This is a genomic window from Dermacoccus sp. BD5 (genome assembly GCF_044878485.1).
Lineage (GTDB): Bacteria > Actinomycetota > Actinomycetes > Actinomycetales > Dermatophilaceae > Dermacoccus > Dermacoccus nishinomiyaensis.
In genome coordinates, this window is sequence record NZ_JANJER010000009.1 from 39,204 (window position 1) to 65,857 (window position 26,654).

A 26,654-nucleotide genomic window follows, 5' to 3' on the forward strand; every position below is an offset into this window, starting at 1 on the left:
AGGCGGTCGTAGCGTGTCCTACCCCACCGAAGGCAGCGAGCCCGAGTTCCGGCCGAGCGCCGATTTCCACGTCGCCGAGGGTGAGCGCCGTGTCGGCCTCGTCTTCGTCGGCGACAGCTTCGTCAACGGCTACGGCGACCCGAAGGCCCTGGGGTGGGTCTCGCGGGTCGTCGCGCGTACGCCGCACGAGGGCGTCAGGCTGACGACGTACAACCTCGGCGTGCGCGGCGACAGTTCCTCGGACGTCCTCGCGCGCTGGCGGGGTGAGGCGGCGCTGCGGTGGAAGAACTGCAACGAGCGCCGACTCGTCATCGGCTTCGGCACGAACGACGCCGCGCAGAGTCTGACGACAGCACGTTCGCGCCTCAACCTCGCGAACATCCTCGACGATGCGTCGACGAACGGCATCGCGACGTTCGTCGTCGGCCCGCCGCCCACGAGCGACCCGGAGATGAACGCGAAGCTCGAGGTGCTCGTCGACGCGCACGCGGACGTTTGCGCGCGTCGTGGCGTGACGTATGTCGACTGCTTCCGCCCGCTGCTCGGGCACGATCAGTGGCAGTCGGATCTTGCCGCCAGCGACGGCTACCACCCCGGCCAGGCGGGCTACGGCCTCATGGCGTGGCTCGTGCTGCACGCCGGTTGGCAGGACTGGCTCTCCGTCTGACGGCCCTCGTCGCGCCCTCGAGCGCCTCACGTCGTCGACGTGGGGCGTTCGTCGTCCCGACAACCACGTTCTGACCACCCTCTGCGCAGGCAACCGATCGCACCGCAGACGCAGACCCTTCGGCCCCCAACCGCTACCTGCGCAGGCAACCTTGCGGGCAGCGGACGTGGACGCGCCGGTGCCGTCTCGGGCCGGGACGGCACCGCCCGCAGGCTCGCCGCACACAGACGGACCCTTCGGGGCCGGCCGGAAGGCGAGACAAGGGAATGTCAGTACGCGCCGTCGCGTGCGAGGACGGCGCGTAGGGTCTTGAACATGATGACGAGGTCGCCGGACAGGGACCAGTTCTCGACGTAGTAGAGGTCCTTGCGCACGGATTCTTCCCAGGAGAGGTTCGAGCGTCCGCCGACCTGCCAGGGTCCAGTGATGCCTGGTTTGACGTTGAGGCGGCGGTGGACGTGGTGGTCATAGGCTTCGACCTCGCGGGGCAGTGGGGGGCGTGGTCCGACGAGTGACATGCCGCCGGCGATGACGTCGAACAGTTGCGGCAGTTCGTCGAGGCTGTAGCGGCGGATGAAAGCGCCGACGCGGGTGATGCGGGGGTCGTCTTTCATCTTGAACAATAGGCCGGAGCCTTCGTTCTGTCGTTCGAGTCCGGCGAGGCGCGCTTCGGCGTCGACGGCCATCGAGCGGAACTTGGTCATCTTGAACAGCGTTCCGTTGACGCCTACTCGGGTCTGGCGGAAGAAGATGGGCCCGGGGCTGTCGAGGCGGACGGCGATGGCGATGGCGAGCAGGATCGGGGCGACGAGGACGACCATCCCGGTGGCGATGACGAGGTCGAAGGCCCGTTTGAGGGAGTACTTGACGCCGCTGTAGCGGGGCATCTCGACGCTCATGAGCGGCAACCCTTCGATGGGGTGCCAGTGGATGCGGGGGCCTGCGACGTCCGTCATGCGGCTGGCGAGGGCGAGGCGGATGGCGGTGTCCTCGAGCTGCCAGCCGAGTTCGCGCAGCTGCTTGCGGTTGATGCGGTCATGGCCGGCGACGATGATCGTGCTGGCCTCGTAGCGGTGCACGGCGTCGACGACGTCGGCGATCGCGCCGGCCTGGGGCACGACCACTCCGTTGGCGAGCTCGAACGTCGGAGCATCGGTCGTGTCCGTCGCAACGGCGCGCACGACGAGGCCCGCAGCCGGGTTGCGGGCTATGCCTTCGGCGACGTAGCGCACCTCATGCGGTGAGCCGACGACGACGACGCCGTCGACGAGCATCGCGCGGCGGCGTCGCGCGAGCACCCAGCGGCGGACCAGGAGACGTTCGATGAGAAGCAGGACGAGCCCGAGTGGAAGGGCGACGGCCAGGAAGCCGCGCGCTACCTGCCAGCGCAGCAAGACGAGGACGATCGCGAGCGCGCCGAACGTGAAGAATGTGGCGCGCACGACACGACGATATTCGTCGGTGCCGATCGCGATGATCTCCATGTTGTGCGCCTGATTGAGAAGCAGCGAGGCCTGCCATCCGAGGATGAGGGCGGGCACGACGACGAGGTAGAGGTTGCCCTGCGAGCGGACGGTGTCGAGCGACGCCTCCGCCATTGCGAAGCGCGCGAAGAACCCGGCAGCCACGGCGAGTGTGATGACGCCCAGGTCGAGGACGAACAGCAGCAGGAACAGGTTGCGCCGCCAGTCGCCACGCATCCTGGCGAGCAGGTCGCGCCTACCTCTCGCCCCGTCAGTCATGCTCGCCGGCGCCTTTCCCCACAAAACCCTGTTTCCCCTTCGTCGGACGCGTCCGAATTCCCCTCGTTCCCGTTCGGCTGCGTCCCCCGCACCGCGGTCGTCTCGAGCCTGCTCCTCAGGAGCGCGCGCGCTCTGCAGCGCGCTCCTGCTGAACGACGCCGGACGCGGCGAGTCGTGCACGCCAGTCACCGATGCTCGGCCCGCGCGGTGAGCGTGCGAGCACGCTGTAGGCGGGCCTCGGCGCGGGCCGCTGGAACGCCTCCGACGTCGTCGGGCGCACGCGCTCAGGATCCAGGCCTGCGAGGATGAATGCCTCACGTGCGAGATCGAACCATGACCCGCTGCCCGAACTCGTCCCATGGTAGAACCCGCCCGAGCATTCCTGCTCGATCAGCCCGACGATGGTGTCCGCCAGGTCGCCCGCCCACGTCGGCTGTCCGACCTGGTCGGTCACGACGTCGAGGGTGTCACGGTTCTGGGCGAGCTTCAGCATCGTCGCGACGAAGTTGCTTCCGTGCGCTCCGTAGAGCCATGCCGTGCGCACGATGAGCGCGTCGGGGTGCGTGGCACGCACGGCCCATTCTCCGGCCGCCTTGGTGCGTCCGTAGGCCGACTGCGGGGCTTGCGGGTGCTCGACATCGTACGGTTCCTCGGCGCGGCCGTCGAAGACGTAGTCGGTCGAGACGTGGACGAGCTGGGCATCCGCGGCCCGCGCGGTTCGAGCGACGTTGAACGCACCCGTCCCATTGAGTGCGAACGCCGCGGCCTCGTCGCTCTCAGCGGCATCGACGGCCGTGTACGCAGCGCAGTTGACGACGACGTCCGGCGCGTGATCGCCGACGACGCGCTGCACCGTCTCCAGCTCGGTGACGTCGCATCCGGCGGAGCCGAGCGAGACGACGCTCTCACCGCGGCTGCGCAGCAGCGCGTCGAGATCCTGACCGAGCATGCCCGTGCCTCCGAGGACGAGCCAGCGACGCGCCATCGTCATGCCCCTTGACCGGTGGCGGTGTCAGCAGGCGCCGCGACGACCTGCTGGCTTGCGTACTTGGCCTCGGTGGCGTCCTTGAACGGACGCCACCACGACTCGTTCTCTCGGTACCAGGCGATCGTGGCGGCGAGGCCGTCGTCGAAGGAGGTGTAGCGCGGACTCCAGCCGAGTTCCTGGCGCAGCTTCGTCGAGTCGATCGCGTAGCGGCGGTCGTGGCCGGGCCGATCGGTGACGTGGTCGAAGTCGTCGGCGTCACGCCCCATCCCGGTGAGGATGGCCTGCACGACGGTCTTGTTGTCGAGCTCGCCGTCGGCGCCGATGAGGTAGGTCTCCCCGATGCGACCGCGCTCGATGATGGCCCAGACTGCCGAGTTGTGGTCGTCGACGTGGATCCAGTCGCGCACGTTGAGCCCGTCACCGTAGAGCTTGGGGCGCACGCCGTCGATGAGGTTCGTGATCTGGCGCGGGATGAACTTCTCGATGTGCTGGCGCGGACCGTAGTTGTTCGAGCAGTTCGAGATCGTCGCCCTGACGCCGAAGCTGCGCACCCAGGCACGCACGAGCATGTCGCTGCCGGCCTTGGTTGAGCTGTACGGGCTCGACGGGTTGTACGCCGTCGCCTCGGTGAAACGCTCCGGGTCATCGAGCTCGAGGTCGCCGTACACCTCGTCGGTGGAGATGTGGTGGTACCGGACGTCGTGCTTGCGCGCCGCCTCGAGCAGCGTGTAGGTGCCGACGATGTTGGTCTGGACGAACGGCCACGGCTCGGCGAGGGAGTTGTCGTTGTGCGACTCGGCTGCGAAGTGGACGACGAGGTCGGACGCTGCGACGAGACGGTCGACGAGCGCGGCGTCGGCGATGTCGCCGCGCACCAGCTCGACGTGCTCCCCCAGCCCGTCGAGAGATCTCTCGTTGCCGGCATACGTCATGGCGTCGAGAACGACGATGCGCGCCTCTGGGCGCTCCTTCACCGTCAGGTGGACGAAGTTGCCGCCGATGAAGCCGGCTCCGCCGGTGACCAGGATCTGCACCCTGCCAGCATAAGGTAGGCCTATGAAGGGAATCATTCTCGCGGGGGGATCGGGAACGCGACTTCACCCGATCACACGGGGCATCAGCAAGCAGCTCATGCCGGTGTACGACAAGCCGATGATCTACTACCCGGTCTCGACGCTCATGATGGCCGGAGTCCGCGAGATCCTCATCATCACGACGCCGCACGACAGCGAGCAGTTCCAGCGGCTGCTGGGCGACGGCTCCGACTGGGGTGTCGAGATCAGCTACGCCGTGCAGCCCTCGCCCGACGGCCTCGCGCAGGCGTTCATCATCGGCGAGGAGTTCATCGGCGACGACTCGGTCGCCCTCGTCCTCGGCGACAACATCTTCCACGGCGCCGGCATGGGGACGGCGCTGCAGGGCCACGGTGAGCTCACCGGTGGCCACGTCTTCGCTCATCACGTGACGAACCCGAGCGCCTACGGCGTCGTCGAGTTCGACGCGGACGGCAACGTCGTCTCGATCGAGGAGAAGCCGGAGCAGCCGAAGTCGCGTTACGCCGTGCCCGGCCTGTACTTCTACGACAACGACGTCGTCGACATCGCGAAGAACCTCGAGCCCTCCCCGCGTGGCGAGCTGGAGATCACGGGCGTCAACGACGAGTACCTGCGCCGCGGCAACCTCACGGTGACGGTGCTGCCGCGCGGCACCGCGTGGTTCGACACGGGCACCTTCAAGGGCCTCATGGACGCCTCGCAGTTCGTCCACGTCATCGAGGAGCAGCAGGATCTGAAGGTCGGCTGCGTCGAGGAGATCGCGTGGCGTCAGGGCTGGATCGACGACGCGCAGTTCTCCGCCCTCGCCGACTCCCTCGTCAAGTCCGGTTACGGCGCCTACATGCACCGCGTCCTCGCCGAAGGCCGCATCACCCCCGCCCGAAAGGCCCTGTGATGGACATCCAGCCGCTGAAGATCGACGGGGCCTACGTCGTCACGCCCCGCCAGTTCCCCGACGGGCGCGGCGTGTTCATGGAGGGCTTCCGCGGGGACAAGCTCGCCGAGCACCTCGGCCACCGCATGGACGTCGTCCAGTCGAACATCTCGGTCAGCAGCCGCGGCACGGTACGCGGCATCCACTTCGCCGACGTGCCGCCGAGCCAGGCGAAGTACATCACCGTCCTGTCGGGCTCGATCATCGACTTCATCGTCGACATCCGCGTCGGGTCGCCGACGTTCGGGCAGTGGGAATCGGTCGTGCTCGACACGAGCGAACGCAAGGCGGTCTACCTCGCCGAGGGGCTCGGCCACGCGTTCTGCGCCCTCGAGGAGGATTCGACGGCGATGTACCTGTGCAGCGCGCCCTACACCCCCGAGCGCGAGCACGGCATCAACCCCCTCGACACGACGGTGGGGCTGACGCTGCCCGACGACATCGAACCGTTGCTGTCCCCTAAGGACGAGGCCGCGCCGTCGCTGGCGCAGGCCGAGGCGTCGGGTCTGCTGCCGCGATACGACGACTGCGTGCGCTTCTACGACTCGTTGCGCTCGGCCTGATCGCAGCGGCCCGCGTCCTGCATGATCACGCGTGACGCACGTCTCACACGGCCGCTCCAAGGTCGCTGCACGGGCACGGTGTCGCGCGCATGAGGCGGGCCGTAGGTCACGATCCCGCATACTTATGTTGTGTCGCTCGCCTGGGGCGAGGCGCGGTGGCATGCTGTGGCCATCGTCTCCGACGGCTCGCGCCGTCCCCATGCCGAAAGGCCCGCCCATGCGTCGTACCACCGCCCCCGCCCTCGCCGGCCTGAGTGCCACCGCCCTGTTGCTGTCGGGTTGTGGCTCCGACTCCCTCGACGACTCCAAGAGCTCTGCCTCCTCGGGCGCTGCGGGCGCGTCGAGCAAGGCCGCCGAGGTGACGAAGGACGACTCGCTCGCCAAGCTCGTCCCCGCCGCCATCGCCAAGGAAGGCACCCTGACGATCGGTTCGGACGCGTCATACGCCCCGAACGAGTTCACGGCTGCCGACGGTAAGACGATCCAGGGCATGGACATCGACCTGCTCAACGCCGTCGCCGCGAAGCTCGGTCTCAAGATCACCTTCCAGAACGGCGACTTCGGCACCCTCATCGGCGGCGTCAACGCCGGCAAGTACCCGGCGGCGATCAGCTCGTTCACCATCAACGCCGAGCGCCTCAAGACCGCGAACATGGTGCAGTACTACAGCGCGGGCACCGCCTGGGTCACCGCCAAGGGCAACCCGAAGAAGCTCGACCCCGATAACGCGTGCGGCCTGACGATCGGCGTCCAGAAGGACACCGTGCAGCAGACCGACGACCTGCCCGAACGCAACAAGAAGTGCACCGCCGCGGGCAAGAAGCCGATCACGATCGTCAGCGAGGTCGCCCAGTCGAAGGTGACCGCCGACCTCATCGCCGGCAAGGTCGACGGCTTCGCGGCCGACTCCCCCGTCGCCAACTGGGCCGTCGCGAAGAACGACGCGAAGCTCGAGAAGGTCGGCTCGAAGTACGCCTCGGCCCCGTACGGCATCGTCGTCAAGAAGGACAACACGGCGTTCGCCGAGGCCATCTCGAAGGCCCTTGAGGCCCTCGACAAGGACGGCACCTACAAGAAGATCCTCGACGCCTGGAGCAACGGTGACGGCGCCGTCACCTCGTTCCCGGTCAACCCCAAGCCCTGATCGCGACCGACATGACCGACACCACCACCACCGAACGGCCGGGCGTCATCGACGCCCGGCCGGTCCGGCATCCCGGCCGATGGGTCGCCCTCGCCGTCATCGCCGTCCTCGTCGCGATGATGATCAGCTCCGTCGTCACCAACAAGGCCTGGGACTGGCCGTTCGTGCTCAAGGTGATGAACTACTCGCCCGTGCTCGACGGACTGCTCAAGGGCACGATCATCGTGACGATCGTGTCGATGATCCTGGGCGTCGTGCTCGGCGTCATCCTCGCGATCATGCGCCTGTCGGACAACCCCGTGCTGCGCGGCGTGGCGTTCGTCTACATCTGGTTCTTCCGGGCCGTGCCGCGCTACGTCCTCATGACGATCCTCGGTCTCGGCGTCCTGACCCTCTACCCGACCCTCGATCTGGGCGTGCCGTTCGGCAAGGACCTCGGGCTGACGTTCTACACCCTCGACGTCAAGACGATCAGCTCCGGCATCACCGTCGGCATCATCGGCCTCGGACTGTCCGAAGCCGCCTACATGGCGGAGATCGCGCGCGCCGGCATCCTGTCCGTCGACAACGGTCAGCGTGAGGCCGCTCAGGCCCTCGGCATGAGCAACGGCAAGGCCATGCGCCGCATCATCCTGCCGCAGGCGATGCGCGTCATCGTGCCGCCGACCGGCAACGAGGCCATCTCGATGGTCAAGGACACGTCGCTGCTGACGGCCGTGCCCGTCACCGCCGAACTGTTCAACCAGGCGCAGAACGTCGCCAACAACACGTACAAGGTGATGCCGAGCTACGTCGGCGCCCTCATGTGGTACCTCATCCTCTGCACGCTGCTCATGCTGCTGCAGAGCTGGCTGGAGCGACGCTTCGCGCGCGGCTTCGGGGCGCAGGGCACCACGACCGGCGGGTTCCGCTCACGTCTGTCCTCGATCGGAAGTGACCACTGATGAGCACCGCCGCCGACGGGGCGAACGACGCCCAGCCGCGACCGTCCGCCACGGCCCCCGTGGCCGCACGCTCCGATGAGCCACTCGTGCGCGCCGTCAACGTCATGAAGTCGTTCGGCAAGCACGAGGTGCTCAAGGGCATCGACCTCGACGTCCACCCCGGCGAGGTCGTCGTGCTGCTCGGCCCGTCGGGCTCGGGCAAGACGACGTTCCTGCGCTGCATCAACCAGCTCGAGACGATCGACGGCGGGCGCATCTGGGTCGACGGCGACCTCATGGGTTACGCCGACAAGGGCGGGCAGCTGCACCGCCTCACGGACAGGAAGATCGCCGCGCAGCGCCGTGAGATCGGCATGGTCTTCCAGCGCTTCAACCTCTTCCCACACATGACGGCCCTCGAGAACGTCATGGAGGCGCCCGTCCAGGTCAAGGGCGTGGGCAAGGCCGAGGCGAAGGCGGAAGCCGAGCGGCTGCTCGAACGGGTTGGGCTCGGCGACAAGACGAAGCACTACCCCAGCCAGCTCTCGGGCGGCCAGCAGCAGCGCGTCGCCATCGCCCGCGCCCTCGCGATGCAGCCGAAGCTCATGCTGTTCGACGAGCCGACGTCCGCCCTCGACCCCGAACTGGTCGGCGAGGTGCTCGCCGTCATGAAGGAACTGGCCAAGGACGGGATGACGATGGTCGTCGTCACGCACGAGATGAGTTTCGCGCGGGACGTCGCGGACCGTGTCGTGTTCATGGACGCCGGCGTCGTCGTCGAGACCGGCGCGCCGCGCGACGTCATCAACAACCCGCAGCACGAGCGCACCAGGAGCTTCCTGTCGCGCATTCGCAGCGAGCACGAGGCGATCGCCGCCCTCGTTGACGACGAACTGCTCTGACGCTCTGACGCTCGCCCAGCTGCACCCCACTACCCTGGTGGGATGCAGCTGGGCTTCGTCGTCGTCAGGGGTCGGTCGATGGAACCGACCTACGTCGACGGTGACGTCGTCCTCGTCGCCTGGGGTGCGTCGCCCCGGGTCGGGCGCTGCCACGTCGTCCGCCTCCCTGACGGCGACGACGGCCCCCGCCCGCTCGCGATCAAACGGGTGACGAGGCGCGAACGCCTCGCCGGCGGCGCGTCGGGCTGGTGGGTGGAGCGTGACAACCCCCGTGAGGGGGTCGACTCATGGCTCGTCGGGGCCCTGGGGGACGAGGCGATGCGGGGGCGGGTCGTCAGCCCCAACTCCCCAGTGATGATGCAGATTCTGCGACATTGTCGCACCTGCGTCAGCACCTTTCGCCGGGGCCGTTTCGCGCGATAGGTTGAGAGCAGTGCTGCCGTTCGGCAGCTGATCACGAGCAGCAAGGAGTCCCTCATGCTGAAGCGTTTCTTCACCCCCACCGTCGAGGTCTCGGCTCACTGCGACCTGCCCTGCGGCGTCTACGACCCTGCCCAGGCCCGCATCGAGGCCGAGTCGGTCAAGGCCATCATCGCCAAGGTCGCCGACAAGCCCGGCGACGAAGACTTCAAGATGCGCGCCACGATCATCAAGGAGCAGCGCAGCCAGCTCGTCAAGGAGCACCTGTGGGTGCTGTGGACGGACTACTTCAAGCCCCCGCACTTCGAGAAGTACCCGCAGCTTCACACCCTCGTCAACGAGGCGACGAAGCTCGCCGGTGCCAGCGGCACCAAGGGCGAGTGGGACATCGCCAAGGCTGACGAGTTGCTCGGCAAGATCGACGAGATCGCTCGTATCTTCGCGGAGACGAAGCAGGCCTGAGCCTCCCTCCCGCAGCGAGAACGGCCCGGCATCCCCCTTGGATGCCGGGCCGTTCTCGCTGCCTCACCTGCGATTCTCGTTCACCTTCGCGAATCCCGTCCCCTCCTGCGATTTCCGTCCACATCGGCGATTCTCGTCCACCTTCATGACGTCAGGTGCGTCAGTGCACGAGGCGGAGGATGACGTCGAGCAACGCCACCCCGTTGACGGTGTACACGCCGGCCCAGATGAGGCTGCCGACGGCGACGGCGGGCAGGTAGCGCACGAGCGGCATCCGGCCGGCCCCGGCCATGAGGTTGACGGCCGTCTGCACGCCGACCGTCAGGAACGACAGCGGGACGGCGAGCAGGCCGAAGCGGTGCACCATGCCCTCGGCGCGCTTGACGGAGCGCGCGTCGAGGTGGTGGGCGTATTTCGGATGCCGACGCCAGCCGCCGATCGCGCCGCGGCCGATCCAGTATGTCGCGTTGGCTCGCGCCATGACGATGCAGAACAGGGTGCCGAACGCGAGCGCCACGGGCATCTCACGGATCGATTCCATGCGTTCAGACGGCCTCGGTCCGAGCGTTCGCACCCGCGGGGTAGCAGGCGTTCAGCGCGTCGAAGACGGCGGCGTTGAGCGCGAAGGCGCGACCGGCGGCGTCGAGGGCCTTGTCCTGCTCCTGCGGAGTGAGGGCCAACTCGTCGAGGCGGGCGCGGTAGGCGTCCTTGTACGTCTTCGGCTTGGCGATGTCGAAGCGGTAGAAGGTGAGGACGTCGTCCGGCGCGTCGTAGTGGCGGCGCATGAGCGTCGCGATGATCTGCCCGCCGGACAGATCCCCGAGGTAGCGCGTGTAGTGGTGGCCGATGAGCGTGGCCGGCGAGTCGGCGCAGGCGACGAGGTCGTCGACGTAGCGCTGCGTGGCGGGCAGGATCGGCGTGGCGTCCGCATAGCCGAGGCGTTCCAGCGCGGCGAGGTCGTGACGCAGCGATGCGGCGCGCTCGAGTGCCGGGTCCAGCAGCGGCGCGAGGCGCGGGTCGTCGCGGTGCGTCGCGCACGCCGACTCGAGGTGCTCGTACACCGGCAGCAGCTGACGCTGCAGCCCCTGGTGCGCGCCGACGCTGCTCTCGCCGCCCATGAGGCGGGTCATGAAGCCGCGGTTCTCGGCGTGCTCGTGCGCGGCACGGGTGTGGTCGCGCAGCGCGGCCGACAGGGGCGGGGTGAGGGTCGTCGTCATGGATCCGAGCCTTTCTGATGAGGTAAGGCTCACCTTAATAAGCCTTAACCCACCTCGGATCAGTCGAACGGTTGATCCGAGACTCCACCTCCCCACCACCCCAGGCCGACGAGGGCGAGCCGCCTCTCGCTGCGCGGATGCGCGCAGGGGGCACGAGCGCGATGTGACAGAATGAGGAGGTTGGCCCCCGACGTACCGGGGGGAAGACCCCGAACCAGGGAGCAAGACCATGAGCAAGCGCGCACGCAAGCGTCGCAGCCGCAAGGGCAAGGGCGCGAACCACGGCAAGAAGCCCAACGCCTGAGCATCTGCCGCAGACGCGAACGGAGGCCGACCACCCTCACGGGATGGTCGGCCTTCGTCATGCTCGGTTCGGCGTCAGGCCTCGTAGCGCACCTCGGTGCGCTCGTAGGTGATGCGCGTGAGGATCGAGGAGCGCAGTTGCTCCGGCGCCTGCTCACAGGCGCACGCGCGCTTGATGAGCTTCTTGAGCAACATGTCGCGCTCGTACTCCGTCAAACACGGGGGGCAGTCGAGCAGGTGAGCCTTGATCTCCTCGTACTGCTCAGCCGTCAGCTCACCGTCGATGTAGGCGTAGAGACGCTCGACGTACTCGGGGCACTTGTCGCTCATTTCTTCGCCCCCTTCGCGGTGTCCGCCTCACCCTTGAGGAAGCCGCGCTCACGCGCGTAGTCCTCGAGTTGTTCACGCAGCAGCTTGCGTCCGCGGTGCAGGCGCGACATCACGGTGCCGATCGGCGTGTCCATGATCTTGGCGATCTCCTTGTAGGGGAAACCCTCGACATCGGCGTAGTACACCGCGAGACGGAAGTCCTCCGGCAAGGCCTGCAGCGCCCTCTTGATGTCGCTGTCGGGCAGGTGATCGAGCGCTTCGTTCTCGGCCGACTTCAACCCCGTCGACGAGTGCGCCTCGGCCCGCGCGAGCTGGTAGTCCTCCACCTCGGCGGCGTCGGACTCGAGCGGCTGACGCTGCTTCTTGCGGTAAGAGTTGATGTACGTGTTCGTCTGGATGCGGTACAGCCACGCCTTGAGGTTCGTGCCCGGCTTGTACTGATGGAAGGCGGCGAACGCCTTCGCGAACGTTTCCTGCACAAGATCCTCGGCGTCGCTCGGGTTGCGCGTCGTGCGCAGGGCGGCGCTGTAGAGCTGATCGAGGTACGGCATCGCGTCACGCTCGAAGCGCGCGGCCCGCTCGGCCGGGGTCTCGGTGCTCGGGTCGAAATCCTTGGAATCGGTGACGCTGCGTGGCGCCGCGCCGCCGTCTGGCTGCGGCGCGCCGAGGGCGTCGACCGTCGTGTTGTCTGTCATCGCGCTCAACCCTAGCGCGGGGTGCGGCGCGACACGAGACGCGCGCGTGCCCGCGCCACCGAAACCGGTGGTGAGGCTCAGCGCGGACGGTTCGACCGGAACCACGGGTGCTACCAGCATCGTGCTCACTTTCGACGTTCGAATGGCTCTCGCAGGCTTTCTGTTTCGCCGTCGTCAACACGATGAGTGGGCTGCGCTATTCCCTGCCCCGCTCTCGATGGGAGTCAGGACGCGGCGGCCAGCCACCGGCGCACGGCGTCGACGACGTCCTGCGGCTGCTTGCTGAATCCGTGCGGGCCCGCGACGGCGGCGACGTCGGCGCCGGGCAGCGCGGCGCGGATCGCGTCGGGGCCGCCGAAGGTGTCCGTGGCGCCTTGCACGACGAGCAGGCGAACGACCGCATCGAGCACGGCTTGCGCCTCGTCCGTGCGCCATTTCGACGGGTCGTCCGCCTTGCCCGGCGGCGTGAGCGGAAAAGCCAGCGCGACGACGGCGTCAGCGCCCGTCTCGACGGCGGTGCGGCACGCGACGCGGGCACCGGCGGAGCGACCACCCTGCACGAAGCGGCCCGTGATCTCGCCCGCCTCGCGCAAGTGACTCACGACGGCGCGCCAACCCTCGTCGAGGGTCTTCGGGGGCGTGGCGATCTTGCGGCCGGCGAGCACCCAGGGCTGGTCGACGAGGACGACACGCCACCCGTCATCGGCGAGGTCGAGCAAGCCCCACAGGTCGGGCGTGTTCGTGCCCTTGCCGGCGCCGTGTCCGAGGACGAGTGTTCCGATCGCTTCGGTGGCTCCTGGTTCGGCGATCGCCGGCGCAACGCTCGTCGTCTCGCGGCGCGGCGGCTCGACGTCCGCCGATTCGGCGGCTGCATGGGCGTCGACGGGGTCAGCCGGATCGATGACATAGGCACGCGCCGGCCCGGCGTCCGTCTCGATGTCAAGGACGCGGTGCGCTCGTTGCGGCGCGACAGACCGGGAGGGACGATGTTCGGCGGTCACTTCTCGGCCCCGATGATCGCGCCGGTCGCGGGGTCGACGACGCCCACGAGGTCGGATTCGGGCGCGGGCTCGACGAGGCCGAGGCCGTTCGTCCGGTTCGAACTCACCGCGCGCGAGACGGGGTAGGCCTCGAAGGGGCTCGAGTCGCCGGGCGTGAGGAACGTCGCGACGTCGGCGTCGTCGGTCAGCGTCGGGTCGAGCCAGTCGGCCCATTGCTCGCGTTCGAGCGCGAGGGGCTGGCGATCGTGGATGCGGTCGAGGCCCTCTCCCGCGCTCGTCGTGATGATGGCGAACGTCGTCAGCCACGCGGCCGGGTCGCCGTCGGGCAGCGAACGGTCGCGCCAGAACTCGTAGAGGCCCGCGAATGCGACGTCCGTGCCGTCGACGCGGCGCATGTAGAACGGCTGCTTGCGCGGTTTGCCCTTGGCGTCGAGCGCCGTCGGTGACTGCTGCCACTCGTACCAACCCGACGCGGGCACGAGGCAGCGACGGGCGCGGGCGGCCTTCGCGAACGACGGTTTCTCGAGCAACGTCTCAGCGCGCGCGTTGATCATGCGCACGCCACCCTTGGTGTCCTTCGACCACGACGGCACGAGCCCCCACGTGAGGTGACGCAGCTGACGCTTCGCCTCGCCGCGCGAGCCGTCGTCGAGCCGCTCGGGACGGGTCAGGACGACGGGCGCCTGCTTCGTCGGCGCCATGTTGTAGTCGGGCTCACCGACGGGCGGGTCCTGCGGCGCCGCGAGCAGCGAGCGCGTCTGCTCGCCCGTCGCGTCGACGTCGACCTCGAACTCCTCGACCAGCTCACCCGTGCTCGCACTGGCTGCGTATCTGCCGCACATACGAGAAAGCCTAGGCCGCTGGGGCGTGCCCCCGTCTCGTCAGCGTCGTCGGCGATCCGCGGCGGCGGCGCGGGTACTCCCCTGGGGCCATGACGCGGCCTGCGCGATGTCGTCCTCACCGAGCCCGTGCTTGAACGCGCTGGGGTGCAGCTTCACGCGGCGTAGTTATTCAGCGCCCGGCGAATCGCCTCTGAACGGGAGAGGTGCTCGCGTTCGACGACACGATAGAGCGCAGCGAGCTCGTCGGACGTCAGCCTGACCGCGACGACCTGCATCGGCTCGGCTCCCCGTCCGGGCCGACCGCGTCCTCGACGCTTCAACGGCTCGACGGCGTAGCCGGCTTCAGCCTCGACAACCCATGACTCGATCATCGCATCGGTGACCTGATCCTCATGCATGCGTTTCTCGTAAACGAGATCTTCGGTTCGCCTGCAGGGTGGAGGGACCGGCCGCTGGCCAGGATCGCGCGGTCTGTTGCCCTCGGTGCTCGCATGTTGTCGGTGGCGCCGACTAACGTGGGAGGCCAAGGCGTCGACGATCGACGCCGACCTTCACAGGAGGAGGAACCATGATCCGTCGCATCGCGCGTACCGCGCTCGCCAGCTACTTCCTCAGCGAGGCGGCCAAGGCGTTCACCAACACGAAGTCGCAGGCCGCCGAGGCCGCGCCGTTCGTCGAGTTCGTCAGCCGCGAGAGCGGCAGCAAGGTGCCGAACGACCCCGAGATGATCGTCAAGGGCCAGGGCGCGCTCATGGGTGCCGCCGGCACCGCCCTCGCGCTCGGCAAGTTCCCGCGCCTGTCCGCGGCTCTGCTCGCCCCGACGGTCGGCGCGAACGCCTACATGCACGAGGCGTTCTGGGCCGAGAAGGACCCGGAGGTGAAGGCACGCAAGCAGTCCAACTTCTTCCGCACTGCTGCCATCGTCGGTGGCGTGCTGCTCGCCGCCGCCGACACCGCGGGCAAGCCGGGCCTCGCCTGGCGTACCTCGCACGGCGTCGACGTCACGCGCCGTGAGGCCAAGCGCGCCGCGAAGACGGCTCGTCGCGAGGCCAAGCTCATGGCCGCCGTCGCCGGGAGCAAGCTGCCCTCATGACCTCCGGCAGTACGAGCGCTCGCGCAGCGGGCCTCGACATGAAGAACTCCGACATGACGACCCCCGCCGCGACGAGCGCCGCTTCCGCGAGCCCGACGACCGACTGGCCCGCACCTCGCGCCGATCGGCCGGTCGTCGGCGCGTTCAGCGTCCCCGGCTCGAAGTCCCTGACGAACCGCTACCTGGTCCTCTCCGCCCTCGCCGACGACGACTCTCTCCTGCGGGCGCCGTTGCGCTCGCGCGACACCCTCCTCATGGCGCAAGCACTGCGCTCGGTGGGCGTCCAGGTCGAGGACGTGCCCGGAGACTCCCCCGAGGGCGACGACTGGCACGTCACTCCTGCACCCTTTCGGGGCCCCGCGCAGGTCGACTGCGGCCTCGCCGGCACCGTCATGCGCTTCCTCCCGCCGGTCGCCGCCCTCGCGGACGGGCCGATCGCCTTCGACGGCGACGAGCACGCCCGCAATCGCCCCATGGGTCCTGTCCTGCAGGCCCTCGCCGACCTCGGCGTCCGCATCGACGACGACGGCCGCCGCGCACTGCCGTTCACCGTCCACGGCACCGGAGCCGTCAAGGGCGGGCGCGTCGAGGTCGACGCCTCGACGAGTTCGCAGTTCGTCTCCGCACTACTGCTCTCCGGCGCGCGCTTCGACGAGGGCGTGACGATCGTCCACACCGGCGCAACGCTGCCGAGCATCCCCCACATCGACATGACGGTCGAAGTGCTGCGTGACGCGGGCGTCGTCATCGAGGTCGGTGACGACGTCGACGCCGACGGGCGCGGCAGCTACGCGTGGAGCGTCGAACCCAGCGACATCCGCGCGCTCGACGTCATGGTCGAGCCCGACCTGTCGAACGCTGCCCCCTTCCTCGCGGCGGCCGCCGTCACGGGTGGCGAGGTGTTCATGGCCGACTGGCCGACGTTCACGACGCAGCCGGGCGATCACATCCGTGGCGTTCTCGAGCGCATGGGCTGCGAGGTGACGCTCGATCGTGACGGTCTGCGTGTGCGCGGCCCCGAAAGCGGTCGTCTGCGGGGCATCGACGTCGACCTCACCGAAGCGTCCGAGCTGACGCCCGTCGTCGTCGCCCTGTGCGCACTCGCCGACGGTGGCAGCCGCATCCGCGGCGTCGCCCACATCCGCGGCCACGAGACCGATCGACTCGCGGCCCTCTCGCGCGAGTTCACGGCGATCGGGGCGCAGGTGCACGAGACCGAGGACGGTCTCGTCATCACCCCGGTGGCGCGAGAAGTGCTGCACGGCGGGCTGTTCCACACGTACGACGATCACCGCATGGCGATGGCGGCTGCGGTCGTCGGGCTCGTCGTCGACGGCATCGTCGTCGAGAACGTCGGCACGACCGCCAAGACGCTGCCGCACTTCGACCGGCGGTGGGAGGCGCTGCTCGACGGCACGAGTGCGGCGCACGAGCCGGCGCTGCAGCGGACGGTCTGAGATGGCGAGTCGCAACTGGAGTGAGTCCGACGTGCGCGTGCGCCCCAACCGCAAGGGATCTCGGCCTCGCACGAAGGATCGCCCCAAGCACGCCGACGCCGTCATCGGCATGGTGACGGGTGTCGACCGCGGCCGCTGGTCGGTCCTGCTCGACGGACGGCAGGTCACGGCGATGCGCGCCCGCGAGCTGACGCGCACGCCCATCGTCGTCGGTGACCGTGTTGCGCTCGTCGGCGACACGAGCGGTCACGAGGGCTCGCTCGCGCGCATCGTGCGCGTCGAGGAACGCTCGAGCGTGCTGCGCCGCACCGCCGACGACACCGACCCGTACGAGCGCGTCATCGTCGCGAACGCCGACCAGCTCGTCATGGTGACGGCGGTCGCGAACCCCGAGCCGCGGACCGGCCTCATCGACCGCTGCCTCGTCGCCGCCTACGACGCGGGGCTCGACCCGCTGCTCGCGCTGACGAAGGCCGACCTCGACGACCCGGCGCCGTTCCTCGCGAACTACGCCGACCTCGACGTGCCGCACAGCGTCACGTCGGCGCACGAGCTGAGCGACGCCCAACGGGACGAGCTGATCGCGTCCGGTGGTCGTGTCGCCCGTGACCTCGACGGTCTCGACGACCTGCGCGCCCGCCTCGCCGGGCGCGTCAGCGTCCTCGTCGGGCACTCCGGCGTCGGCAAGTCGACACTCGTCAACGCCCTCGTTCCGGATGCCGCGCGCACGACCGGCCACGTCAACGATGTGACGGGACGCGGGCGCCACACCTCGACGTCGGCGATCGCCCTCGAACTTCCCGGGCCGGAGGGCGGCTGGATCATCGACACCCCCGGCATTCGTTCGTTCGGCCTCGCACACATCGACCCGACGACGATCGTCGACCACTTCCCCGAGCTCGCCCCCGGCACTGCCGAATGCCCACGCGGCTGCTCGCACGACGAGGCCGACTGCGCGCTCGACGCCTACGTCGCCGCGGGTCACGCCGGCACGACGGGCCCGGCACGCCTGGCGTCGTTGCGTCGTCTGCTGCGCTCGCGCCACGTGCCCGACAAGGACGAGCACCTCGAGCGACGCTGAACCCGACCGCGCTGCAGGCGAGTGAGCACTCACTCGCCTACCCCGCCACCGCGTGCTCGCGGTGCCGGCGAGCCGGTAGGGTGGGCGCAATGAGCGACACCCTGCGCGACCCCAGCCCGTACCACGACGACCTGCGCCTGGCCCACGTCCTCGCCGACTCGGTCGAGGAGATCACGATGTCGCGCTTCGGCGCCGCCGACCTGCAGGTCGAGTCAAAACCCGACCTCACCCCCGTGACGGAGGCCGACCGCGAGGCCGAACGCGTCATCCGCGAGAACCTCAAGCGCGCGCGCCCGCGCGACGCCATCAAGGGTGAGGAATTCGGCACGAGCGGCGACGCCGATCGGCTGTGGATCATCGACCCCATCGACGGGACGAAGAACTACGTGCGCGGTGTGCCCGTCTGGGCGACCCTCATCGCCCTCGTCGACGCGGGCACGCCCGTCGTCGGTCTCGTCGCCGCACCCGCACTGCACCGCCGCTGGTGGGCCGCGCAGGGCACCGGCGCGTGGACCGGACGCAGCCTCACGAGCGCGACGTCGATCAGCGTCTCGAAGGTCGACACGCTGGCGGACGCCTCTCTCAGCTATTCCTCGTTCAACGGCTGGGCCGAACGTGGCAAGGACATGGACCTGTTCCGCCTGTCGAAGGAATGCTGGCGTTCACGCGCCTACGGCGACTTCTTCTCGCACATGCTCGTCGCGCAGGGAAGCGTCGACATCGCGCCCGAACCGGAGCTCGAGGACTACGACATGGCGGCGCTCGTGCCCATCGTCACCGAGGCAGGCGGCCGCTTCACCGGCCTCGACGGACGCCCCGGCTGCTGGAGCGGCAACGGCGTCTCGACGAACGGCTTGCTCCACGACGAGGTGCTCGCTCGTGTCGGCGACGACTCCCCCGCGCCGTCCCTCATCCCGGGCGACTGACGACGACGGCGCCCCGCTCGCGTGAGCGGGGCGCCGTCGCGCATCGCACGGATTCGTGCGACCGGAATCAGGCCTTCGGCGTCTCAGACTGCTTCTCGAGCGCCGGCGCGTCCGCACCGTCAGCGGCTGCGAGCTGCGCGCTGCCCTTCGACAGCTCGAGCAGGCCAGGCACCTCGACGCTCGGGCGGTACTTCTCCCCGAGTTCGGCGATCGCGAGACGCGCGTGGACCTGCTGCTCCGTGGCGGTGCGCTCGTCGCGGCTGTCGCTCGCGAACGCAACGGCCCAGCTCAGCATCGTCGACAGGCGCGACTTGAAGCCGATGATGTAGACGAGGTGCACGCCGAGCCACATGAGCCACGCGATGAACCCCTCCGTCTCGAGGCGGCCCACCTTCGTCACGGCCGAAAAACGGGAGATCGTCGCCATCGAACCCTTGTCGAAGTACTTGAACTTCGCCGGGGCCGGCTCACCCTTGACGCGAGCGAGGATCGACTTGGCCGCGAACCTGCCGCCCTGGATCGCCACCTGCGCGACGCCGGGCAGCTTGTCGAGGCTCATCATGTCGCCGACGACATAGATCTCCGGGTGGCCGGGCAGCGTCAGGTCGGGCTGCACGGCGACGCGCCCGGCGCGGTCGACCTCGGCGCCCGTCTTGTCACCGAGCAGCTTGCCGAGCGGGCTCGCGGCGACGCCTGCGGCCCACACCTTGCACGCGGAGTCGATGCGGGTGACGGTGCCGTCCTGCGTCTTCATCTCGATGCCCGTGGCGTCGACATTCGTCACCATCTGCCCGAGCAGCACCTCGACCCCCATGCTCTCGAGCTGCTTCTTCGCCTTCTCGCCGAGGTTCTTGCCGAACGGCGGCAGCACCTGCGGCGCCGCATCGACGAGGACGATGCGCGCGTCCTTGGGGTTGATGTGGCGGAAGTCCTCGGCGAGGGTGCGGTTGGCGAGTTCGCTGATCTGCCCGGCCATCTCGACGCCCGTCGGGCCGGCCCCGACGACCACGAACGTCAACAGCGTGCGCACGTCGTCCCACTCGCCGGCGGCCGCGGCCAGTTCCGCTGTCTCGAAGGCACCGAAGATGCGACCTCGCAGCTCGAGCGCGTCGTCGATGCTCTTCATGCCGGGCGCGAACTCGGCGAAGTGGTCGTTGCCGAAGTACGACTGCCCCGCGCCGGCCGCGACGATGAGCGAGTCGTAGTCGTACGTCTGGGTCGAGTCGAGCAGTTGCGCGAAGACGCGCTTGTTCTCGACGTCGATGTCGCTGACCGTGCCCAGGAAGACCTCGACGTTCTTGACCTTCTTGAGCACCTCGCGCGTGCTCGGGGCGATGACGCCCTCGCTGAGGATGCCGGTCGCAACCTGGTACAGCAGCGGCTGGAACAGGTGATGCGTCGTCGAGGAGATGAGGACGACGTCGACGTCCTCGTCCTTGAACTGGGTCGCGGCGAAAAGACCGCCGAAGCCGGAGCCGATGATGACGACGCGGTGGCGCGTGGCGCTCTTGTGTGCAATACCCATGGATTCCTCGCAGATCTCGCGTGCGTGTCGCCTGGCCCGATCACGCTTGGACGCTGCCCCCAGCTTACTCATTCCCGACGCCCACCCATGGGTGTGTCGCGGCCGGTAGGCTGCCCCATGACACGGGCGCGCCCGACCACCGACATCGGCGGGCCGACACCCGGATGACAACGACGGATCGACGTAGGACGGGACGGCGCCCCGCGCCGCGAACGGAGTGGACGATGAGCGAACGAGGCCGCGAGCCGTACCCCATCCAGTGGAACGCGCCCGCCACGGGCACCGCGCAGCCGGCGTGGGCCGGGCCGCGACCGGATGCCCAGCTCGACGCGCCCGCCGCGCAGGCTGACGCTACGGCTGCCGGTGGCCGTTCGTCGGGCGATGCCCCGGCCGCGCCGCAGCAGAGGGATGCGCGACAGATGGACGCGAGCTCGGCCGACGAGCGGGGCGCCGGCCCGGCCGCTCCCGGGCAGCTCGGCAACCCGTGGAACGATGCCCAGCCCGCCGCCACGCCCGTGGGGTGGGCAGGCGAACAGCAGCCCGCCGGGCGGCCTGCGCCCGGCGATGCAGGTCAGCACGCGGCGCCGTCGGCGCCTCACGCGATGGGCTCCGACCCCGCTGACGGCGGCGCATCCGAGTCGCCGCGCCACGACCAGGCCGGCGGCGACGCCGACCCTGCACCCCGCGGTGGCGCCTCACCTGTCGGAGCCGTGCCCGCGCCGGTAGCCGACGCGCAGGCGGCGAGCCCGTCGAACGGCTACCCGTCGGCACCTCCGTCGGGTGGTTACCCGTCCGCACCTCCGTCTGGCGGCTATGCGTCGGCTCCCCCGTCGAACGGGTACTCCTCGAGCGGGTACGAGTCGGCGCCGCCGCAGGTGGTCGGCCAGAACGACGATCTGCCGGAGGACTCGCTGACGATCGGGCGCAGCCGCAGCAACAGCATCGTGCTCGACGACATGCTCGTCTCGCGCCGGCACGTCGTCATCACTGCGGACGACGAGGGTCTGCTGCTGCGCGATCTCGGGTCGCGAAACGGCACGTTCGTCAACGGGCGCCGCGTCGAGCAGACATTGCTGCACGAAGGCGACCGCATCGGCATCGGCGCGTCCACCTTCGAAGTGCGCGACGGCTGGCTCGTCTCGGTCTGAGCCGCGAACACCCGTCCGGGCCGGCCGCGATCCAACCTGGACATCGACCACAGCAGCGCCCGTGGGCGCTGGAACGCTCCGGGAGGAAGCGTGGGATGCAAGAACTGACGGTGCAGGTCGACGGACACGTCGTGCGGTTGCAACCAGGTGAGAGCGCGACGATCGGCCGCGGCCGCGACTGCGACATCACGATCGTCGACGTCGACGTCTCGCGACGCCACGCTCAGGTGAGCGCGCAGGGCGAGTGGTGGCAGGTGCGTGACCTCGACAGCTCGAACGGCACCTGGGTCGACGGCCAGCGCGTGCGCGGTTACCGCGATCTGCGCGGTGGTGAGGACGTCCGCCTCGGCGGGCCCCGTGGGACGCGAGTCGAGTTCTCGCGAAGTTCCACCCCAGCAGGTGAGACGGTCGCGCGCAGTGTCGACCCGAACGGCGCTCGCCCGTCACAGGCCCCGTCCGAGGCGACGTTGATCTCCGTGCCGATGCCGCGTCGCAGCAGCGGCGCGTCGAGCGCTGCGCCCACGCCCGACGCCACGACCGGTTCGAGCCTGAAGACCGGCCCGATCCGGCTGCCCCGCCCGCCGCAGGCCCCCGCCGAGCGACGTGCGAGCGGCGACGTGTTCCAGGGCTGGACCGGGCAGCTCGAGCCCGAACCCACCGGCCGCATGACCGTCCGGGGCGCCGTCCCACAAGCCATGGCCCTGCCGTCGGGCACCATCACCATCGGTCGCGGCACCGAGAACGAGATCGTCGTGCGCGACCTGCTCGCGAGCCGGCGTCACGCCCGCCTCGTGCCGCAGGGCGGCAGCTTCGCCGTCGAGGATCTCGGCAGCAGCAACGGCACCTACATCAACGGTGCGCGCATCACCCGCGGCACCTTGCGTGAGGACGACCTGCTCGCCGTCGGCCACACCCGATTCACGCTGAAGAACGGACGTCTCGTCGCGAGCGAGGACGAAGGTGACGTCACCTTCGTCGCCAACCACCTGTCGTTCTCGCTGCCCGACGGTAAGAAGCTGCTCGACGACGTCAGTTTCGGCCTCGAAGGATCGAGTCTCGTCGCCGTCATCGGCCCCTCGGGTGCGGGCAAGTCGACGCTGCTCAAGGCCCTCATCGGTGCCCAGAAGGCTACCGAGGGCGAGGTCTACTACGACGGACGAGACCTCTACGACAACTACGAGGATCTGCGTCACCGTATCGGCGTCGTCCCGCAGGACGACGTCGTCCACCCCGAGCTGACGGTCCGTCAGGCCCTGCGGTACGCGGCCGAGCTGCGCTTCCCCGCCGACCTCGATCGTGAGTCGCGCGAGGCCCGCGTCGAGGAGGTCATCGACGAACTGGGGCTGACGGAGCACGCCACCACCCAGGTCTCACGCCTGTCCGGTGGTCAACGCAAACGCACGTCCGTCGCCCTCGAGTTGCTGACGCGCCCGTCGCTGCTCTTCCTCGACGAACCGACCTCCGGCCTCGACCCGGGCCTCGACAAGCGCGTCATGCTGACGCTGCGCGGCCTCGCCGACGGCGGCCGCACCGTCGTCGTCATCACGCACAACGTCGCGAGCCTCAGCGTCTGCGACCGGGTGCTCATGCTCGCACCGGGTGGACGTGTCGCCTACTTCGGCCCGCCCGACGAGATGCTGCCCTACTTCTCGGCGAGCGATCACGCCGATGTGTTCAACACCGTCACCGACGACCCGCAGCGCTCGCAGGACGTGTTCCGCTCCTCGGCGATGATGGACAGCCAGGTGTCCGCTCCCCTGAGCGCGCCGCGCCCGTCCGCGTCGTCGCAGCGGGACGTGCCACCGCGTCAGCAGTCGATCTTTCGTCAGCTGTCGACGCTCATCCGACGCCAGTTCAGGGTCATCGCGGCCGACCGCGGCTTCGTCGCCTTCATGCTGCTGCTCCCCATCGCCCTAGCGGGCCTGGCGATGCTCGTACCGGGCACGCACGGGCTGAAGACGGTCTTCTTCGAGCAGGAACTCATCGCCAACGGGGGCGACCCTGGCAAGGTGACGCTGCGGGCTGAAGGAACCCAGATCATGACGCTCATCGTCATGGGATCGGTCTTCATGGGGTTGGCCGCCACCATCCGCGAACTCGTCGCCGAGCGCCCGATCTTCTTGCGGGAGAAGGCCGTCGGACTGTCACCCTTCGCCTACATCGGCAGCAAGGTCGTCACGTACGGGCTGCTCCTCGCGGTGCAGTGCGCCATCCTCGTCCTGCTCGTCATCGCGGGCAAGGGCGCGCCGACCGCCCCCGTCGCGCTCGCCAACACGACGCTCGAGACCTTCGTCCTCGCCTTCCTGACGGGGCTCGCGGCTGTCGCGATCGGCCTCGCGTTGTCGAGCTTCGCGAAGACGAACGAGCAGGTCATGCCGATGCTCGTCATCGTCATCATGGGCGCGTTCGTCTTCTCGGGTGGACTGTTCGATCTCGACAGCCAGCTCATGCGCGGCCTCGGCAGCATCTTCCCGAGCCGTTGGGGCCTGGCCATGGGTGCCCAGACCGCCGATGTCAAGACGAGCATGACGATCCCCGGCCGTTCCCGCTCGTGGGATCCGTTCTGGGTGCGGGACACCGACCACTGGCTCATCGCCGCGGCTGCGCTGATCGCCATCTTCGTGGTCGGCACGACCATCGCCTGGTGGAGCTCGCGCCGCCGCAAGAGCATGTGAGGCCCGCCGGGCTCACGAGTCCTCGAACATCGCCCGGAAACGCGTCAGCCCCGACGCGTTTCCGGGCGACGTTCGTCAGGGGTTCCGTCAGTAGCGCAGGTCACTCCACACGCCGGCGTGATCGGTGCCGGGGGCGGTGAAGGTGCCGGCGTCGACGGGCACGAAACCCCGCGTGAGGATGTGGTCGATCTGGGCGAACGGCGGCACGACGGCGTCCTGCGGCCACGTCGGCGGCCAGTTGCCATGCCGGGCGGGAAAGGCGTCGATGAGTCCATCCGCGAGATGCCGGAACGCCGGGTGAGCCGCCGAGGCGTTGAAATCGCCCGCCATGACGAGGTGCGGCGCGTTCTCGCCGCGCTGCCAGCGTCCCAGCGTCTCGAGCTGCGGGCGCCACTGGTTCGCGCCGTCCTGCAGCGGCGGGTAGGTGTGCACGCCGTGCACGGTGACATCGGCGCCGGGTGCTGCGACCGTCACGATCGGCATCTGCAGGTCGTAGGGGCCGAGGTGGCGGCCGTCGTCAAGCGTGTGCAGCGGGTAGCGCGACAGGACGGCCGTGCCTCGTGAGCCGTCATCGACGAGCCCGGAGGCGCGGTACGGCAACCGCCCACCCAGACCCGCGGCGTCGAGCAGGCGCAGCTTCACGGCCGTTGTCTCGGGCATGACGACGACGTCCGGGCGCACCCGGGCGACCTCAGCGGCGACGGCGCCTGCGTCAGCGCCTCCGAACTCGAGGTTGAGAGCGAGGACACGCAGGTGCCGCTGGCCGGCAGCATGCTGCACCGACGACGGCGGGCTGGGATGCTGCGCGAGTGCCACGCCTGCCGCCGTTGCGGCGACGAGCATGGGAAGCGCCGAGAGGAGCGCCGCGCGCCGGCGTACGAGCACCGCCGCGACGAGCATCGCCGCGGCGGTCAACACCCAGACCGGCGTGAGCGCCTGCAGAACGGGCACGACGTTGCCGATGAGCACGTCGCACCACATGAGAGCGCACAGCGCGGCAGTGAGCAGGCACGCGAGCGCGATGACGACACCGAGCACGCGACGAACGCGGCCTGCGGGCCTCGTCACCCAGCGTTTCGACTTGCTTCCCGACCGATCCTCGACGGCGCTTCGCCCGAATCGTGCCCTTGGCCCGCTCGAGCCGCCCTTCTCTCGATCATCGACCGCGTTCACCGTGGTCGACGCAGGTGAGCTGCCGGCATGCTCTCCGGCGCACTGATCACCGTCGGCCTGCGCACCCTGATCGCTCACCGCGCTCCCCCGTGACGCAGGCGCTCCATCTCGCGGCGGTCTTTCTTCGTCGGACGCCCAGCGCCGCGGTCACGCACCGGGATCTGCGGGATGGTCTCGCGCTGGCGCGGCGGCGTCGACTCGACGTAGCACTGCGCCGCGACGGGCGCCCCGACGCGCTTCTTGACCAGGCCCGTGACATGCACGATGCGGTCGAAGCCCTGCTGCCGCACGCGCAGATCGGCGCCCACCGTCACGCTCGTCGACGGCTTGACGGTCGCACCGTTCATGCGGACGTGCCCGGCGCGGCAGGCGGTCGTCGCCGCCGAGCGGGTCTTGTACAACCGGACAGCCCACAACCAGGCATCGATGCGGACGCTGCCCTCCACCCCCGACGTCATGCTCATGGGCGCCAGGGTAAGCCACCTGCCTGCACCGGCGCTGGGCGGCTCGCAGATCTCGCGGCGCCCAGCCGGATGGCGACTGACTCACAGGGAGGCGCGTCATACGCTGCTTCCCTGTGAGTTCGTCGCCATCCTGCGTCGGGCTCGCCCGCGGCATCGTCCTACGACCGCGCGCGCATCGTGGCGTCTCGACCCTGAGCACCTGCCCCCGTGCTCAGGCGCGCGATTCGTGCTCGTCGCTGATCGCGCTCGCCGCTCATCGGGCGCGGCGCAGGCGGCGCGTCGCGCTCAGCAGTGCACCCGCTGCACCGAGGAACGACACGACCAGCACGCCCGGGTCGCGATCGCTCGATACGTGGTCGGTCTCGACGACCGGGCCGACGCCCGGAGGCGTCGAGCTGGGGCGCCTCGCAGGTGGCGGCGGCGTCGAGCTCGGGTGGGTCGCCGGAATCGAACCGCCCTCGACCGGCCCGGTCGGTGACCATCCGGACGTGGGTGTACCGCCGGCCGGAGTACCGCAATGCAGGTCCGTCGCGATCTTCGCAGCGACCGCGCCGGTGCGGGGGTCGACGAACGCGAGTGTGTGGCGCCCGTCCGGCACCCCGAGTGCGCCGTGGTCATGGCTCGCGGGCCGAACCTGAGCGCCCGCGTAGCCGACCCCGTCGAGGGTGACGTTCCACCGCGCCGGCGTGTTTGCGAAGTTGACGAACCACACCCCGGCATAGCCGTGGCCCCTGTCATACATCGTGCCGAGGAACGCGGCGGCCGTCGGGTAGGTGACACCGGTGCTCCCGGCGATGTCGCGTCGTTCCGCCGCCGTCCCGTGCTTGATGGCCCAGGCGAGCATCGCGTCGTCGGAGGTCGCCCCGGCCGCGCTCGCGGGCACTGGCATGGCCGAACGGCTCGCGCGGCATTCCGTGACCGACC

At 69.3% G+C, this 26,654-nt stretch carries 29 protein-coding genes; 15 read left to right on the forward strand and 14 right to left on the reverse strand.

What is annotated here, in order from left to right; translation table 11 throughout:
* Positions 1-13: 13 nt before the first annotated feature.
* Positions 14-667, forward strand: a complete 654-nt coding sequence (locus tag NQ706_RS08360; RefSeq protein WP_038567343.1) for a GDSL-type esterase/lipase family protein — start codon at positions 14-16, stop codon at positions 665-667.
* A gap of 269 nt (positions 668-936) precedes the next feature.
* Here NQ706_RS08360 and NQ706_RS08365 read toward each other — a convergent pair whose 3' ends face one another.
* From NQ706_RS08365 to rfbB, 3 genes are all read right to left on the reverse strand, one after another.
* Positions 937-2,409: a sugar transferase gene (locus NQ706_RS08365; protein WP_150112731.1), complete on the reverse strand. Its 1,473-nt coding sequence runs from the start codon at positions 2,407-2,409 to the stop codon at positions 937-939.
* A gap of 115 nt (positions 2,410-2,524) precedes the next feature.
* The gene (gene rfbD / locus NQ706_RS08370) at positions 2,525-3,394 is read right to left on the reverse strand and encodes a dTDP-4-dehydrorhamnose reductase (protein ID WP_051805720.1); all 870 of its coding nucleotides are present in this window, start codon (positions 3,392-3,394) and stop codon (positions 2,525-2,527) included.
* Positions 3,395-3,396: 2 nt separating this feature from the next.
* Positions 3,397-4,431 carry a dTDP-glucose 4,6-dehydratase gene (gene rfbB / locus NQ706_RS08375; protein WP_038567339.1) on the reverse strand — a complete coding sequence of 345 codons (1,035 nt, stop codon included), beginning with the start codon at positions 4,429-4,431 and terminating at the stop codon, positions 3,397-3,399.
* 22 nt (positions 4,432-4,453) lie between these two features.
* On the opposite strand from rfbB, the gene rfbA reads away from it, so the two are divergent.
* From rfbA to sodN, 7 genes are all read left to right on the forward strand, one after another.
* Positions 4,454-5,347, forward strand: a complete 894-nt coding sequence (gene rfbA, locus NQ706_RS08380) for a glucose-1-phosphate thymidylyltransferase RfbA (RefSeq protein ID WP_038567337.1) — start codon at positions 4,454-4,456, stop codon at positions 5,345-5,347.
* Positions 5,347-5,949: a dTDP-4-dehydrorhamnose 3,5-epimerase family protein gene (locus NQ706_RS08385; RefSeq protein WP_081873607.1), complete on the forward strand. Its 603-nt coding sequence runs from the start codon at positions 5,347-5,349 to the stop codon at positions 5,947-5,949. Before rfbA ends, NQ706_RS08385 begins: the two co-directional genes overlap by 1 nt.
* Before the next feature lie 217 nt (positions 5,950-6,166).
* Complete coding sequence (locus tag NQ706_RS08390; RefSeq protein WP_038567335.1) at positions 6,167-7,093, forward strand: ABC transporter substrate-binding protein; 927 nt, start codon at positions 6,167-6,169, stop codon at positions 7,091-7,093.
* Positions 7,094-7,104: 11 nt separating this feature from the next.
* Entirely contained in the window at positions 7,105-8,037 is a 933-nt protein-coding gene (locus tag NQ706_RS08395) for an amino acid ABC transporter permease (RefSeq protein ID WP_006945891.1), read from the forward strand.
* Between the two features lie 104 nt (positions 8,038-8,141).
* On the forward strand, positions 8,142-8,918 hold the full coding sequence (locus NQ706_RS08400; protein WP_150112837.1) for an amino acid ABC transporter ATP-binding protein: 777 nt from the start codon (positions 8,142-8,144) through the stop codon (positions 8,916-8,918).
* Between the two features lie 42 nt (positions 8,919-8,960).
* Complete coding sequence (locus tag NQ706_RS08405; protein ID WP_038567333.1) at positions 8,961-9,341, forward strand: S24/S26 family peptidase; 381 nt, start codon at positions 8,961-8,963, stop codon at positions 9,339-9,341.
* A 54-nt stretch (positions 9,342-9,395) separates the two neighbouring features.
* Positions 9,396-9,800 (forward strand): superoxide dismutase, Ni, encoded by a 405-nt coding sequence (gene sodN / locus NQ706_RS08410; protein ID WP_006945950.1) that lies wholly within the window; start codon positions 9,396-9,398, stop codon positions 9,798-9,800.
* A 160-nt stretch (positions 9,801-9,960) separates the two neighbouring features.
* Here the strand turns inward: sodN and NQ706_RS08415 are convergent, their stop codons facing one another.
* Both NQ706_RS08415 and NQ706_RS08420 read right to left on the reverse strand, forming a co-directional pair.
* Positions 9,961-10,341 carry a DedA family protein gene (locus NQ706_RS08415; RefSeq protein WP_038567331.1) on the reverse strand — a complete coding sequence of 127 codons (381 nt, stop codon included), beginning with the start codon at positions 10,339-10,341 and terminating at the stop codon, positions 9,961-9,963.
* 4 nt (positions 10,342-10,345) lie between these two features.
* Entirely contained in the window at positions 10,346-11,017 is a 672-nt protein-coding gene (locus tag NQ706_RS08420) for a heme oxygenase (biliverdin-producing) (RefSeq protein WP_051805718.1), read from the reverse strand.
* 229 nt (positions 11,018-11,246) lie between these two features.
* Between NQ706_RS08420 and NQ706_RS08425 the strand changes: the two genes are divergently transcribed.
* Positions 11,247-11,321: a 50S ribosomal protein bL37 gene (locus NQ706_RS08425; protein WP_369798754.1), complete on the forward strand. Its 75-nt coding sequence runs from the start codon at positions 11,247-11,249 to the stop codon at positions 11,319-11,321.
* A 74-nt stretch (positions 11,322-11,395) separates the two neighbouring features.
* On the opposite strand, the gene rsrA is transcribed toward NQ706_RS08425, so the two are convergent.
* The 5 genes from rsrA to NQ706_RS08450 form a co-directional block, all read right to left on the reverse strand.
* Positions 11,396-11,650 carry a mycothiol system anti-sigma-R factor gene (gene rsrA / locus NQ706_RS08430; RefSeq protein ID WP_038567329.1) on the reverse strand — a complete coding sequence of 85 codons (255 nt, stop codon included), beginning with the start codon at positions 11,648-11,650 and terminating at the stop codon, positions 11,396-11,398.
* Entirely contained in the window at positions 11,647-12,465 is an 819-nt protein-coding gene (locus NQ706_RS08435) for a sigma-70 family RNA polymerase sigma factor (RefSeq protein WP_235182011.1), read from the reverse strand. Before NQ706_RS08435 ends, rsrA begins: the two co-directional genes overlap by 4 nt.
* 104 nt (positions 12,466-12,569) lie before the next feature.
* On the reverse strand, positions 12,570-13,346 hold the full coding sequence (locus NQ706_RS08440) for an alpha/beta family hydrolase (RefSeq protein ID WP_038567325.1): 777 nt from the start codon (positions 13,344-13,346) through the stop codon (positions 12,570-12,572).
* Positions 13,343-14,188 (reverse strand): SOS response-associated peptidase, encoded by an 846-nt coding sequence (locus NQ706_RS08445; protein WP_038567324.1) that lies wholly within the window; start codon positions 14,186-14,188, stop codon positions 13,343-13,345. The genes NQ706_RS08440 and NQ706_RS08445 overlap by 4 nt, the downstream gene beginning before the upstream one ends.
* Positions 14,189-14,340: 152 nt before the next feature.
* Positions 14,341-14,586: a ribbon-helix-helix domain-containing protein gene (locus tag NQ706_RS08450; RefSeq protein WP_038567322.1), complete on the reverse strand. Its 246-nt coding sequence runs from the start codon at positions 14,584-14,586 to the stop codon at positions 14,341-14,343.
* Positions 14,587-14,756: 170 nt separating this feature from the next.
* Here NQ706_RS08450 and NQ706_RS08455 point away from each other — a divergent pair, with 170 nt between their 5' ends.
* From NQ706_RS08455 to hisN, 4 genes are all read left to right on the forward strand, one after another.
* Entirely contained in the window at positions 14,757-15,281 is a 525-nt protein-coding gene (locus tag NQ706_RS08455; RefSeq protein WP_038567320.1) for a hypothetical protein, read from the forward strand.
* Positions 15,278-16,738 (forward strand): 3-phosphoshikimate 1-carboxyvinyltransferase, encoded by a 1,461-nt coding sequence (gene aroA / locus NQ706_RS08460; protein ID WP_150112730.1) that lies wholly within the window; start codon positions 15,278-15,280, stop codon positions 16,736-16,738. The genes NQ706_RS08455 and aroA overlap by 4 nt, the downstream gene beginning before the upstream one ends.
* A 1-nt stretch (position 16,739) precedes the next feature.
* Positions 16,740-17,819, forward strand: a complete 1,080-nt coding sequence (gene rsgA, locus NQ706_RS08465) for a ribosome small subunit-dependent GTPase A (protein WP_404360744.1) — start codon at positions 16,740-16,742, stop codon at positions 17,817-17,819.
* Positions 17,820-17,908: 89 nt separating this feature from the next.
* Positions 17,909-18,745: a histidinol-phosphatase gene (gene hisN, locus NQ706_RS08470; protein ID WP_038567316.1), complete on the forward strand. Its 837-nt coding sequence runs from the start codon at positions 17,909-17,911 to the stop codon at positions 18,743-18,745.
* A gap of 67 nt (positions 18,746-18,812) precedes the next feature.
* Here the strand turns inward: hisN and NQ706_RS08475 are convergent, their stop codons facing one another.
* A complete protein-coding gene (locus tag NQ706_RS08475) occupies positions 18,813-20,270 on the reverse strand; it encodes an NAD(P)/FAD-dependent oxidoreductase (protein ID WP_051805717.1) in 1,458 nt (485 codons plus the stop codon).
* Positions 20,271-20,494: 224 nt separating this feature from the next.
* Between NQ706_RS08475 and NQ706_RS08480 the strand changes: the two genes are divergently transcribed.
* Both NQ706_RS08480 and NQ706_RS08485 read left to right on the forward strand, forming a co-directional pair.
* The gene (locus tag NQ706_RS08480) at positions 20,495-21,418 is read left to right on the forward strand and encodes an FHA domain-containing protein (protein WP_038567314.1); all 924 of its coding nucleotides are present in this window, start codon (positions 20,495-20,497) and stop codon (positions 21,416-21,418) included.
* 95 nt (positions 21,419-21,513) lie between these two features.
* Positions 21,514-24,093, forward strand: a complete 2,580-nt coding sequence (locus NQ706_RS08485; RefSeq protein ID WP_038567311.1) for an FHA domain-containing protein — start codon at positions 21,514-21,516, stop codon at positions 24,091-24,093.
* A gap of 87 nt (positions 24,094-24,180) precedes the next feature.
* On the opposite strand, the gene NQ706_RS08490 is transcribed toward NQ706_RS08485, so the two are convergent.
* The 3 genes from NQ706_RS08490 to NQ706_RS08500 all read right to left on the reverse strand — a co-directional run bounded on the left by NQ706_RS08490 (position 24,181) and on the right by NQ706_RS08500 (position 26,619).
* Positions 24,181-25,161 (reverse strand): endonuclease/exonuclease/phosphatase family protein, encoded by a 981-nt coding sequence (locus tag NQ706_RS08490; RefSeq protein ID WP_144693398.1) that lies wholly within the window; start codon positions 25,159-25,161, stop codon positions 24,181-24,183.
* 179 nt (positions 25,162-25,340) lie between these two features.
* Positions 25,341-25,730, reverse strand: a complete 390-nt coding sequence (locus tag NQ706_RS08495) for an RNA-binding S4 domain-containing protein (RefSeq protein WP_131940690.1) — start codon at positions 25,728-25,730, stop codon at positions 25,341-25,343.
* A 253-nt stretch (positions 25,731-25,983) separates the two neighbouring features.
* A complete protein-coding gene (locus NQ706_RS08500; protein WP_150112728.1) occupies positions 25,984-26,619 on the reverse strand; it encodes a hypothetical protein in 636 nt (211 codons plus the stop codon).
* Positions 26,620-26,654: the final 35 nt, after the last annotated feature.